The organism is Saccharothrix mutabilis subsp. mutabilis (assembly GCF_039521145.1).
GTDB classification, from domain to species: domain Bacteria; phylum Actinomycetota; class Actinomycetes; order Mycobacteriales; family Pseudonocardiaceae; genus Actinosynnema; species Actinosynnema mutabilis.
The window spans coordinates 81583-95096 of sequence record NZ_BAAABU010000028.1; the positions used below are offsets into that span (position 1 = coordinate 81583).

Sequence of the window (13514 nt, forward strand, 5' to 3'; positions counted from 1 at the left end):
GTGGCAAACTCCGTCTCCGGAACGGTGGCGGGAAGTGGTGCAGGCCGGGGTGGTGCACGGCGGTGTGCACCTGCACGCACCGGCGGTACCGCCTGCGGTAGTGGTGCCGCGGCAGTTGCCCGCAGCGGGGGACTTGTTCACCGGCCGGGCTGCTGAGTTGGCCGCGCTGGACCGTCTGCTGACCATCTCCTCCTCTAACCGCGCGATGGTGATCTCGGCGATCGCCGGGACGGGTGGGATCGGGAAGACATGGCTGGCGTTGCACTGGGCCCACCGGAATATCGAGGCGTTCCCGGATGGACAACTGTTCGTGGACTTGCGCGGCTTCAGCCCTATCGGGCAGCCGACGGCGCCGGTGGAGGCGGTGCGCGGGTTCCTCGACGCGCTGGGAATGGATCCCGCCCGGCGGCCGACCGATCCCGATGCCTTGGTCGGGTTGTACCGCAGTCTGGTCGCAGGCAGGCAGATGCTGATCGTGCTGGACAACGCCGGCACCAGTGAGCAGGTGGTACCGCTGCTGCCCGGCGGCGACTCGTACACCGTGCTGGTGACCAGCCGCCACCGGCTGCCGGGCCTGGTCGCCAGACATGGCGCCCATCCGCTGCCTCTGGACGTGTTGTCCAACGCCGAGGCCCGTGCCCTACTGGTGACCGCGCTGGGGGCCGACCGCGTCGCCGCGGATGAGCATGCGGTAGAGGAACTGATCGGATTGTGCCGCGGACTTCCACTGGCGCTGGGCGTGATCGCCGCCCGCACCCGCAGCCACCCGCATCTGCCGCTGAGCGAAATCGCCGCCGAACTACGCAGTCTGGGTCTGGACGCGCTGGCCGAACAGGACCTGATAGTTAGCGTGCCAGCGGTGCTGTCCTGGTCGCTGCACCACTTGGACGACCGACAGCGGGAGACATTCTCGCTGCTGGGCATCGCGCCCGGTCCGGACATCGGGCTGCCTGCCGCGGCCAACCTCACCGGCCTACCTGAGCGGGAGACCCACACGGTGCTGGGCGCCCTCGTCGACGCATGCCTGCTCGACCGCACTCCCGGCGGCCGGTACGCGATGCACGACCTGGTGCGCGCCTATGCCGCTGACCTGGCCCACGACGACCTGCCCGCGTCTGTGCGGCGGGCGGCGCTGGAGCGGGTGGTGGACTTCTATCTGCACACCGCCCACACCGCCAGCGGCCTGGCGAACGCCCACCGCGCGCCAGCCCCGTTCGACCCACCCGTCCCCGCTGTCGCTCTGCAGCCGCTGTCCGACGTTCCGGCCGCGTTGGCCTGGTTGGACGCCCATCACGCTCACCTGCTGGCCGCCCAGCGCACGGCGGCCGAGCACCACCGGCATCAGGTCGTGTGGCTGCTGGCCTCGGATCTGTCCATCTTCCACACCCGGCAGGGGCGCCACCACGACGATCTGGTCACATGGCAGGCCGCTCTCAAGGCCGCCGCCCGCCTGCCCCACCCTGTCAGCCGCATTCGAGCCCTCGTGCTGCTGGGCCGCGCCTGTTCCCGACTGGACCGACACCCGCAGGCCATCGAACATATGAACCGGGCCCTCGCTCTGGCCGAGCGCCATCACGAACCCGCCGAACAAGCCCATATCCACCAGGAGTTCGCGATCGCCTGGATACGCCAGGGGGACGACCGCCGGGCCCTGGAGCACCTCCAACACGCCCTGGACCTCTACCGCCTCCTCGGCCAGCCAAGATGGGAAGCCGACATGCTTAACATGCTGGCCTGGCGCACCGCCCATCTGGGCGAATTCGACACCGCTCGCGAGCACTGCCAGGCCGCCATCGACCTGCTCAGCCGTCACCCCTACCCCGACGGCGAGGCGGCCACCCACGACACTCTGGGCTATATCGGCCATCACACCGGCCACTTTGAGCAGTCCATCGGCCACTACCGACAGGCTCTCGCCCTGCGTCGCGCCCTGGGCAACACCACTGGGTTCGCCGATACCCTCGAGCGCCTGGGTCACCCTCACGCCGCGCTCGGCGAGTACGAACAAGCTCGCGCGTTGTGGGTGGAGGCGGTACAGCTCTACCGGGAGCAGGACCGTGACGCCGACGCCGAACGCGTCCGGCGGCAGCTCGACGACCTGAATGCGGCATAGGATCTGGCCGGGTCACCGCAGACCGCGGTCGGAAGGCCGGACTGCGGATGAGGCAGCGACCCTTGAGCGTAGTCACGATGGCGGCTGGCGGAGGGGCACCTTCTGCACCGGCAAGACCGCCGCGCCTACCCAGCTCAAGGGCACGCACGAATGCCGGGCGTTGGCGCGGCGCGGGGTGCGGCAGAAGCGGCTCGTGCCCGAAGCCGAGCTGGTCGAGGGCCGGGGCCACTTCCGGTCCCTCCGATTCGTCTCCATCACCACGGGTACCCGGAGCACCTGGAACTGGACGCGAGCGAAACCGAAGCCGCCCTCAACGACTCCACAGTGGAGCCACAGCTGTCGTGGTGGGAACAGCATTAGGCTCAGAGGTTCTGGGCCGCCGCATGGCACACGCCCCACGTCCGCGATGACCACTCCCCTACTCACTTCGGTGCCCCGGCTGGGGGTGGGCCCCGGGTTCGCTGGACGACCCGAGCTGACCAACGCCGAGCTGGGCGCCCTGGCCGGTGCCAAGGCGTTGCGCGGGTTCACCTCGGATGCCCGCTGGTTGCGGTTGCCCGCCGCGAGCGTCTACGTATTGACCAGCGGGTGCACGTGGCGCGACCTGCCGCCGTCGTTCGGCGTGACGGTGCCGACCGCGCACCGGAGGTTCACCGAGTGGACCAGGGCGGCGTTATGGCGACGCTTGCACCAGGCCGTGCTCGACAAGCTCGGCTCGCGCGGCGAGATCGACTGGTCGCGGGCGATCCTGGACGCCGCCTCGGTCCGGGCGGACAAAAGGGTGACATGACCGGCTCGAACCCGGTCGACCGCGGCAAGCCCGGCTCGAAAATTCACCGTGTCATCGACCGCAACGGGCTGCCGTTGGCCATCGGCGTCTCGGCGGCGAACCTGCACGACAGCCAGGCACTCAAGCCCATGCTCATGGCGATCCCGCGCATCAGCTCCAAGCGCGGTCCGCGCCGCTTCCGCCCGGCGAAGCTGCACGCGGACAAGGCATACGACATCGACCACCTGCGTCGCTGGTTACGCCACCGCGGCACCATCCCACGCATCGCCCGCAAGGGCATCGACTTCCGACCGCCTCGGCCGACACCGCTGGGTCGTGGAGCGGACGATCTCATGGCTGACCGGCTACCACCGTCTCGCCTGACACCGATGCGCAGGGCCGGGCCGAGGTAGACGGCCAGTTCACCGGACCGGCGTTCGGTGCGCGAGGCAAGGAGTTGGAGCACGTGTGACTTTCCGGTGCCGCGCCTGCCGAACAAGATCTGCGAGTTCCGGTTCCATAGTTGAGCTATTAACCCGGTGTCCACGAAGACGTGTTCCAGTGCGCTGACGTGGGATTGACGCTCGGACCGAAGGATGATGCCGCTCACCGCAGCGGCGACGGTCATGTCGGATAGCGCGGAAGCTTCCACCACGTCAGGTCATCACCCTTCGGAGTCCAGATCGCTACTGGGCCTATCGGGTCCTCTGCCAAAGGCGTTTCGGTGGTATGATCACCCGTTAGGGTGAAGTGCCTCTAGCTGGCAACCCATCGTCCTCTTCCGATCCCCCATGACGTCGGCAGGTGGTTTGGCTACGGGCCGGTGGTCGATTCCACTGGTGGACGACGGTGGCGATGGGCACCAAGTAGCCCCAGAGGCTGCTGCGCCCTTGCGCTGAGGACGCGGCCAGCCGTGAGGACGCGGCGGCGCCGAGTGCGCGACCGCCGCTTGCCCCGTGCGTCGCGGGCGGCGTGCCGCGTGCCATTGCGTTCCCCGGCAGCCGAGACTCCTTTCGATGACGCGGTTCCGAAATTCGCTCTTCAGTAACCACGCAACCGCATCACGGCCGCGGACGCAAAGCGCTGTGAGCCCGGGGAACGGCGCGCACTGTAACGGGATCCTTCAGGCTCGCGACACGCAGCAGTAGGGCAGCGCGAACTGGAGGCGGGACTTGGCTGACGTGGTGGGCGTGCACGGCGTAGGGTGGCAGTACCAGAGCCGTGACAAGATGGCGGAACTCTGGCGCCAGGAGATCGCCAAGGGCCTCTCGAGCGCGCGATCGCCGCGGAAGGGGGATTTCACCTTCGAGGCCGCGTTCTACGGCGGTCTGTACCGCCGCCCGCCTGGGCACAAAGGGCTCGACTCACCCGACCGGCTCGAACCCGGTCTCGCGACCGAGTTCGTGCTGGAGCTAGCCGGTGGAACGCCTGCCGAAGGCACCAAGGTCTACCTGCCCCGTCCGGCGCAATGGGCTTTGCGCACCCTCCAGGCCACGGACTACTTCGCCAACGTCGGGCACGTAGCCCTGGTGCGGTTCGCCAACCAGGTGGGGCGCTACTTCACCGACCTCCAGCTCAGGGAAGGTGCGCAGGACGAGTTCGTGAAGGCCGTCGGCGGTGGCGCGAAGGTCGTCGTGGCGCACTCCCTCGGCAGCGTCATCGCATACGACGTGCTCAGGCAGGAACCCAGGCTCGACGTGGACGTGCTGATCACCCTCGGGTCGCCGCTCGGGTTGAGGGTGATCCGGGAACGGTTGGGAGTGCTCGGGAACGGCAGGGACAACTGGCCCGGGCAGGTCCGCCAGTGGGTGAACGTGGCGGCCGAGGAGGACGCCATCGCCCTGGTCAAGGTGTTGGAACCGCTGTACTGCCAGGGCATCGACGACCGTCCGGTACGCAACTCCCGGATGCGGGCGCACCTCGCCACCCGTTACCTCAACGTGGTGGAGACGAGCTCCGTGATCGCCGATGCGCTCGCCTGATCGCGTCTACTTCGCCGCCGGGATTGGGGACTACCAAGGTCGTGCGCCGGTGTTGGAGTTGGTGCCCGAGGAATTGCGCCTTATGCGAGAATGCCTGGAACGGCTCGGGTTCCGGGACGGCGCGCCAGCGCTGACTGCGGCCGGTGCGGACGTGGATCCGTACGACATGCTCAACGCCGTCGCCGTCTGGCTCGCCGGCCGGACGGCGACCGCCCCCGGCGCCGACCTCCCACCCGCGAAGGCGCTAGTGTACCTCACCGGGCACGGCTTGCTCGCGAAGAACGGCGAGAAGGTGTCCGTCGCGTGCCGGAAGTACGATCCCGGTGTCCTGCTGAACGAGGGCACCGTGACCCCGGCGCAGTTCGTCGAGAAGTTCGTCGAGAACGCGGTGGGCGTGGTGGACGAGATCCTACTCGTCCTGGACTTCTGCATGTCGGGCCAGGGCGTCACGGCGACCATGGAACAGGCGCTGCGCGAGTGGGTGCTCAAGGGCGAGAAGCTCAAGCTGTGGGTCGTGGGCTCGACGCACGGGGTCGATCCTGCGGAGCAGTTGGAATTCGTCACTGCGTTCGTCGGCGCGGTGGACGAGGCCCCGGACTCCGCCGAGCACATCGGGATCCCCTGGCTGCGCGAGAAGATCAAGGCCGGTGGGCACTCCGTCGAGGCCATGCCCACCGCGGAGGCCGGGGACGGCGAGGTGCTGCCCAACCCAGCCCACATGCCGGCCGAGGGGCCCACCTGGCTCACCGGCGAGTGGGAGCGGTGGAGCGCGCCGGCGCGTGGTCTCGCCTCCGGCGAGCGCACCGGCTGGTTCTTCACCGGTCGCGACGACGCGATGGCGGCCGTGACCGCAGTGCTGGACGCCGACGGGTCCGACCGCAGGCCCCGGCTGGTGACCGGTCGGCCCGGCAGCGGCAAGTCGGCGCTGTTGGGCCGGGTCGCCATCGCCGGGGTGGCGGGCGGCGAGTTACCCCTGATCGCCCGTTCCGGTCCGCTCCCACCGCCAGGGTCGGTCCACGCCGCCCTCCGGTTGCGTGACCAGTGGTCCGTGCGCGACATCGCCAGGCGACTGGGGGAGCAGTTGGGGATCGAGGTGAATCGTCCCGCCGCCCTGCTGGACGCCCTCGCCCGCCGCGACTCTCCGGTGGGTGTGGTCCTCGACGACATCGACCGCTGCGCGCAGCCCGCCGAACTGGTCGGCGAACTGGTGCGGCCCCTCACCGCGATCCCCTCCGTGCGGCTCGTCATGAGCTCGCGTGCGCCTTGGGTACCGGGCCTGGAGGACGTCCACGTGGTGGACCTCGACCACCGGTACCGCGCCGGGAACGACGAGCTGGCGCGCTACCTGTTCACCAGGGTGACCAGGGCGCGTGGTGCCCCGCTCGCGAACCACGACGCCCGTCACTCGGCGCAGCGGCTGGCCGAGGCGCTCGCACCGCAGTGCCTGGCGACCTTCGGCATCGCGGCGGAGGTGGCCAAGGGGCTGGTGACACCGGGCGCGCACCAGCGCTGGCCGAGCGATCCGCTGGCGAGCGGCCGGAAGCGCGTGACCGAAGTCGTGCTGGACCTGTTCGTCGACGTGCTGAGCTCCCTCGGCGGTGCGGCGCGGTCCCTGGTGAACCCGCTGCGGCTGTGGCCGCGCGAGTGGCTGCCGGAGTCCCTGTGGCTGCAGCTGTCCGCCTTGTCGGGCACCGGCGGTGAACCCACGTCCGCGGACGTCGGGCGCGCCGCAGCAGCCGTCCCATCGCTGCTGGTGTCCAGGGAGGTGGACGGCGAAGTGTGGTGGCGGCTGCGCAACGAGCCGCCGGAGCTGGACTGGCCCTCCGATGAGGTGGTCGGCCTCCTGCTCGCCGCCGTTCCCGAGGAGGGCGGCGAGAAGTGCTGGGACCGGGCACATCCGCACCTGATCCGACTCCTGGTGCGGTGGATCACCGCCCCGGGGTGCACCGAGCTGAGGACCCTGCTCCGCTCCGGTGGGTTCATCGTGTCCGTCCCGCCGACCGGGGCCACGACGGACTTCGCGACGTACGACGAGGAACTGCGGATCCGCACCACCGTGTGGCGTGCGGTGCACGCGGGCGCCATGGACCTCCCCACCCGCCGGTTGCTCGCGGACCTGCTCCTGGCGTGGGCCGGGTTGCCCCGGCACGGGACCGCGACCTCGGCGCGCGCGTCGCTGGACTGGGCCGTCCCGTTGGCCGCGGAGTCGGCGGTGGTCACGACCATCGCGGTGCACGGGAACGTGATGGCGACCGCGCACGACGACGCGTCCGTGCGCCTGTGGGTGTCCGCCGATCCGGAGCCACCGCGGGTAGGTGCGATCGAGCGGTACCGGATGCTGGCCGGCGCGGTCGCCGTGCCGCGCTCGGGCCGGCGCACGGTGGCCGTCGGGTGGCGGGACGGCCGCGTGAGCCTGCTGTCGGACGACGGGTGCGTCGAACTGCTCGGGCGCCGCGGCCGGTTGCGGGCGGACTCGCTGGTCTTCGCCACGGACACGACGGTCGCCTTCCTCAACGAGGGCCGGTTGTGGGCGGTGGACGTCGACACGGCCGAGGAACGGCTGACCTGGGCCCCGACCACGCGACGGCTCGACCGGGTGGCGGCGGGCCCGACGACGGGCCCGCCGTCCTTGGTGGTGTGCACCCGGAGCGGCGACGTGCTCGTCCGCGACGCCGTTCGCGACACCACGATCGGGGTGCTGCACCGCATGGGCGACGCGGTGACCGCGTTGGCAGTGTCACCCAGCGGCCGGACCGTGGTGGTCCTCGGGGCGACCGGCAACCTGTTCGTGCACGGGGAGGGTTCGTCACTCCGGCTGCACCGCACCGTGCGGCACCCCGTGCGGGTCGCGGTCAGCGACCGCCTGCTCTGCGTCGCCGAGATCGGCACCCCGTCCACCTTGGTGGTCCACTCGTTGGCGGACCTGGAAGCACCGGTGCTCGACCTGATGCTGCCGGAGGAGCCGGCGGCGGTTGCCTTCCGCGACGACGACTCCCTGGTGTTGTCGGTCGTCGGGGGCCTCGCGCAAATCACGTTTTTGGGTGACAAAGAGGGCAGCGATGAGTGACGTGAACGCAACCCGGAACAGCCTCGTGCTCTCGCTGCTGACACTTCGACGTACGCTCACGTCGGCACCCGAGGAGATCGGACCCGCCGCGACGCGCCTGGCGGACTGGGCCGCGGCCAACCCCGAGCACGCGTTCTGCCTGCCGGAGTGGCTCAGCGAGGACGGCACGGGCGAGCTGGTGGCCGACGTCCTGATGGAGCGCGCCACCGGGCCCGAGGACCTGTTCGACCCGGACACGGTGAACACCGTCGTGGGGTCCGTCGGGGAGCTGCTCGACAAGGCGTTCAGCGAGTGGGCCGGGGACCCCGCCCTGACCGCGGGCAGGCTGCCGATCGGGGTCGTCGATCCGCTGTCCGGCAACGTCCTCTCGCTGACCGCCGACCTGGTGCCGGCCGCGGGGCCGACGGCGGTGGGCGGCGGGCTGAACGCGGCGGCCGAGGCCGCGATGACCGCGGCCCGCGCGGCCGTGCGCACCCTCCTCGAACCGGTCGTCGACGACTTGTCGCCGCTCGACGCGGTCCTGGCGTTACCCGGGGCGGTGGCGGGGATCGAAGTCGGCGACGCCGAGCTGGCGCTGCCCCTGGCGCTGGCGCTGCTCGCCCGGTTCTTCTCCCCGGAACGGGGCGTGGACGTCGTGGCCGCCGGGTCATTGGAGGACGACGGCGTGGTGCCGCTCGACGAGGAAGGGGTGCGGGCCCGCCTCAAGGCGGCCGGGGAGCTGGGGCGCGGCCTGCTGGTCGCCACTAAGGACGGCTGGGCGGTGCGGCGCTCCGCGGACAGCGCGCTCGCCGTCGTGAAGACCACTCGGCACGACCTCGCCGAGGCCGCTCGGGTGCTCTGGGGTGACGAGTGGGAGCAGTGGATGGAGCGGCGGCGCGCGGCCGCGTTGCGCGCCCTGGGGTGGTCCACCGTCGACCTCGACGCCGCCGCCGGCCCCGACCAACCGGTGCCGGACACGGAGATCCACCAGGTCGCCGAACTCCGCAACATCCTGGACCGCAAGCGGGACACCAGCGTGGTGCTCGGTGGTCCGACGGGTACCGCCAAGACCACGATCGTCCGGCTGCTGGCCCGCGATCTGCGGGAACGGGGCTGGCAGGTGGTCGCGGTGGCACCGACCGACGGACACCTGCCCGACGAGGAGCTCCTGGCGTCCATCGCCCGGATCGCGCGGACCCGCGGCAGCCGTTGCCTGCTGGTGCTCGACGACGTCGCGCCGACCGGTGACGGTTTCAGCGTCGACGTCGACGACCTGCTGTCGGTCACGCGGCAGGAGGAGTTCGACGTCTCCGTGCTCGCCGTGCTGCGCTACGACGTCGGCATCACCACCACCGAGTGGAAGATCGAGAGCACGCACATCGTCCAGTCGGTGGTGGGCCAGTCCCAGACGATGCGCTTCGCCAGGACCCTCGTCGAGCGGCACCCGGAGCTGCTGGGGGCCAGTGAACCGCTGCTGACCACGCTCGTCCGGCGGTACTACCGTGACCTGCGCGAGCTCACCCAGATGATGGTGCGCGTGTCCGAGGGCGGTCCGGCGGTTATCGACGAGGACTCCGTCCGCACGACGGTGGCCCGGCAGCGCGAGCGCGGAGACGGCGCGCTGGAGAAGCTGGCCGCCGTTTCGCTGCTCAACAACCACACCAGCGAGGACGACCTCTACCCTGTGACCCCGGACGTGCTCAGGGCCCTCGGTGCGGTCCGCTCGATGCACGAGGACAGCTGGAGGCTGCCCCACCAGGGCCTCTGCCGGGACATTCTGCTGGGGACCGGGCAGCAGGCATCCGGCCAAGCGGCGGACATGGACGCGGTGCGGCGGGAGATCGTGGTTCGCGCGCTCTCGCAGCTGATCAACGCGACGAAGGCGGTCGACGATCGCGCCCTGGTCCGCTTCCTGCGCAACGCCCGCCAAGGCGACGAGACCGCGTTGCGCGCGCTCGTCGGCAAGGACCAGTTCCGCGACAACTTCGCCGACTGGCTGGAGCGCGTCGACATCACGGTGCTCGCGGACCTCGGGCTGATCGCGGACCGGGTCCTCTCCGACGACCTCGCCGATCAGCTGGGGGCCTGCCTGGTGCGGCGCTGCGGTGACCTCGCCGCGGACACGACCCGGGACCTGGGCGTCCGGGAGATGACACTGGTCCTCAGCGCGCTATTGAGGATGCGCGGCTCGCTGGACTCGGAGTGGCAGAACTGCCTCAACCAGTTGGTCGGTCCCCTGGAGCGGATCCTGCGCGCGGCGGAGTCCACATGGGTCCGGGACGTGTATCGGCTGGTCGAACTGCTGCCGAAGTTCCAGCACGACCCCATCACGCGCCTGGTCGCCAAGCACGGCTTCGTCGCGCTCCACGGCCTCAAACCGGGGATCCTCCGCGACTACGGCATCGCGCGGCGCATCCACCGCGTGGTGAAGCGCTCGGCGCAGCTCATCGGCATGCCGGTGAGCCCGACGGAGCAGGAGCCTTCGGTGCGGGCGCTCCTCGACTACCGGCCGCGGCCGCGACACGGGCTGCCCGCGTACCTGGCCGCGTTGTCCCTGAAGCTGGAGTTGGAGGGCATCAAGGACTGGGAGGGGTTGATCTCCGAGCGGCGCTCGGAGATCCTGGCCGCGCTGCCGAACAGCGACGTCCGCGAGCTGCGCTTCGCCGTGGCCGAGCTCCACGCGAGCCACCCGGCGTTCTGCGTGCGGCTGCTGAACGTCGTCACGAACCTCGACGTGACGCTGCGCAACCTCATCCGGCGGGAGGCGCTTCCGGCTGAAACGGCCCTCCTGCTCCAGACGCTCACCAACCGGCACGCCTCGTTGGCGTTCAAGGTGCTGTACACGCGCCAGCAGCAGCCGGACCGGAGCCTGGCGCACGCCATGGCCAAGCGCATCGACGACACCGGCGACATCAAGGGCGCGAGCATGTTGCTCACGGTGGCCTACACGCTGGACGACTGGAAGGCGAACCCGGAGAGCGGATTCGCGTTCCAGCTGGCCAGCGCCCTCGGTCTCAAGTGGTTCCGCGAGAGCATGAAATTCGACGAGCGTCCTTCGGTGCTTAGCCACCTCGTCGTCGGCCTGTGGCGGGCCAAGCCGGCCTTCGCCGACGAGGTGCTCGACGCCGCGGCGGACCTGGTCACGAGCTCCATCGAGTACTCCCTGCGGCAGTGGGGCCCGCAGCTCGCCCTGGAGATCCTGGACGACGTGGAGGTCGCCGAGGACTTCCGCTGGCGCCTGCGCGGGAGCCTCCAGGAGGCGCGCATGGTGGAAGGCATGTGCCACGCGGACAGCAGTGACGCGCGCGCCGCCTTCCACCGCCTCGCCCGCATACTGTTCCCGACCGCGCCGACCGCCTACCTGCACGCCTACCACAGCGACGGCATCGAGCTGACCGGATCGGTCAGCTCGGCCCTGTCCTGCATCGTCGAGACGGTCAGGACCCTGCGCACCGCGAACGTCGGCGACACCGCCGCCTCGGTCCTCCGCGACGCGGTGAAGGCGCGGGGCAACAGACGTGTCTTCGCCCGGCTGAAGGCCCCCGGCTCACCGGCGGAGCTCGCCGACGCGATCAGGTTGATGGCGCGCCTGGACCGCGACTACGCCGCCACGAAGGTTCGCGAGCTCGGCGGTGGCGGCCGGCACTCGATCCTGCAGCGCAGGGTCCGCTACGGGATGTTCGCCGAGCCGGTCGGCGCGGCGAACCTCATGGAAGCCGTGGAGCACGTCCTGCCGGGTGAGGGCGCCGTGCTGCTCGACGTCGCCGTGAACGCGCACGACCAGTGGCACGCCTTCACGGTCGAGGTGCAGCACATGCAGAACCCCACCCAGCAGTGGGTGATCAGCCGCCAGCTTGCCGCGGTGGGGCTGCGGTTCGGCGACCCCCACACGTCGTGGATGCGCCGGGTCTACGATTCCCGCCTGAGCACCATCTCGCAGCTGCGCAGCCCGAGGTTCGTCAGCGAGCAGCTGCGCATGCTGCACCTGTGGGACGAGGACTGGGCGGCCCAGGCCGCGCATTTCGTCGACGCCCAGCGCGTCGCCCTGCGCCTGCGGTCGATGCTGGTCCGCGACATGAGCGCGGTGCCGAGCATGCTCACGGTGCTCAAGTTGTGCGGGGCCACGGAGAAGGTCGATGTGATCATGTCGGCCTTGGCCGACATCGACCCCCGGGAACTCGTGCGCAGGTTGGGGGTGCGGGCGGCGACCAGCCTGCTGCTGTGGGCGATGCCGCTGATGTACGAGGTGGCCGACGGACTCGGCGTGGCGCTCGCCGAGCAGGTCGGGTCGGCCGTGCGGAGCTACCTGGTGTGCGACGAGTCCGACCACTGGTCGCAGGTCGGCTGGGCCGCCTTCGCCGTGCGGGCGGCGAACCTGGGGTCCCGTCTTCCCGCTCGGGAACCGTCGGTGCCGCCGAACCTGGCGTTCGCCGCGGAGGTCGCCTGGGCGGTGAGCCAGCTGCCGGACCAGCACTGGACGCGGAGCGCGTTGCGTGATGCCCTCGACAGGTTGGTGAACGCCCGGCCGCAGTCGTCGTCCGACGTCTTCCACACCCTGGCCGCCGCGTCCATCGCCAAGCGCAGCGTGGAGTTGCTGGTCGATAGGACGAAGTGGGCCGGTGTGGCGGATCTGAGGTTGGGGCAGCTCGGCGTGTTGACGAAGCTGAGCGACCGGGACCCCCTCCTCGCGCAGCTGCTGCACGAGCACCGGGAGACGATCAGCGAGCAGTTCGACCAACCCCTGGTCCAACAGGACCCCGGCGTGGACCGGGTGTCGGACTGGTTCTCCTGGAATCGGTTCGACCTCGCCTGACGGGTCCATGGCGTCACACGATGGGTGGACGTGGCGGGCGTGTCGTCGGACGAGTCGCTAGGGTCGACGACCGTCCACTGTAGACCGCTGCGAAGGTATCCTGCGCCGCTCGAAAAGTCATCGTTGCAGTTCAGGCGACATGTCTGTACTCGTTGATGACTCCGCCGAGGATCCGCATGCGCGTCAGTCTGCGGGCATCGAGGTCGTGCACCGTGGTGGGGTGCTCGCGCACTGTGGGTGGTAGTTGGTCGCGGGCCTGGTGGGGCCGGTGTCGGTTGTAGTGGCCTTCGTAAGTCTTGAGGATTTGTCGTGCGTGGCTCTCTCCCAGGATCAGGATGTGGTCGAGGAGTTCGCGTCGGAGGGTGCCGATGACTCGTTCGCAGTGGGCGTTCATCCGGGGCGCCTGCGGCGCGTTCTTGATCACGCGTATGTCGTCGGCCTGGAAGACGGCGTCGAACGCCTGGCCGTACTTGCCGTCGCGGTCGCGTAGCAGGAAGCGCAAAGACTCCATCCGTGTGTCGAGGTCGGCTGCAAGGTTTCTGGCCTGTTGGGTTGTCCAGGCTTGGGTCGGGTGGGCGGTGACACCGGTGATGTGCAGGCGTCGGGTGCCGTGTTCGAGGAACGCCAGTGCGTAGAGACGCTTGCCGAGCACGGTGTCGAGGTGGAGGAAGTCCGCCGCGATGATGCCCTCGGCCTAGTACTCCAGCCGCAGTTCGTGATGTTGGGCCTGTCTTCGCTGGTAGTGGGCTTGTTTGGCGCGGTGTTGATGGCGTCTGCGCCAGCGGGACCAA

5 protein-coding genes and 1 pseudogene are annotated in these 13514 nt (G+C 70.1%); 5 read left to right on the forward strand and 1 reads right to left on the reverse strand.

Annotated elements, in window-relative coordinates:
• The first annotated feature begins 34 nt into the window (after positions 1–34).
• From ABD126_RS34990 to ABD126_RS35010, 5 genes and pseudogenes are all read left to right on the forward strand, one after another.
• Complete coding sequence (locus ABD126_RS34990; RefSeq protein ID WP_343939222.1) at positions 35–2113, forward strand: ATP-binding protein; 2079 nt, start codon at positions 35–37, stop codon at positions 2111–2113.
• A gap of 406 nt (positions 2114–2519) precedes the next feature.
• A pseudogene (locus ABD126_RS34995) lies at positions 2520–3260 on the forward strand (IS5 family transposase); the annotation flags it as partial.
• A gap of 794 nt (positions 3261–4054) precedes the next feature.
• A complete protein-coding gene (locus tag ABD126_RS35000; protein ID WP_343939224.1) occupies positions 4055–4864 on the forward strand; it encodes an alpha/beta hydrolase family protein in 810 nt (269 codons plus the stop codon).
• Between the two features lie 151 nt (positions 4865–5015).
• Positions 5016–7931, forward strand: coding sequence for an NACHT and WD repeat domain-containing protein (locus ABD126_RS35005; RefSeq protein ID WP_343939226.1), 2916 nt, complete (start codon positions 5016–5018; stop codon positions 7929–7931).
• Positions 7924–12723, forward strand: a complete 4800-nt coding sequence (locus ABD126_RS35010; RefSeq protein ID WP_343939228.1) for an ATP-binding protein — start codon at positions 7924–7926, stop codon at positions 12721–12723. The genes ABD126_RS35005 and ABD126_RS35010 overlap by 8 nt, the downstream gene beginning before the upstream one ends.
• A 130-nt stretch (positions 12724–12853) precedes the next feature.
• Here the strand turns inward: ABD126_RS35010 and ABD126_RS35015 are convergent, their stop codons facing one another.
• Complete coding sequence (locus ABD126_RS35015; RefSeq protein WP_343939230.1) at positions 12854–13375, reverse strand: integrase core domain-containing protein; 522 nt, start codon at positions 13373–13375, stop codon at positions 12854–12856.
• Positions 13376–13514: the final 139 nt, after the last annotated feature.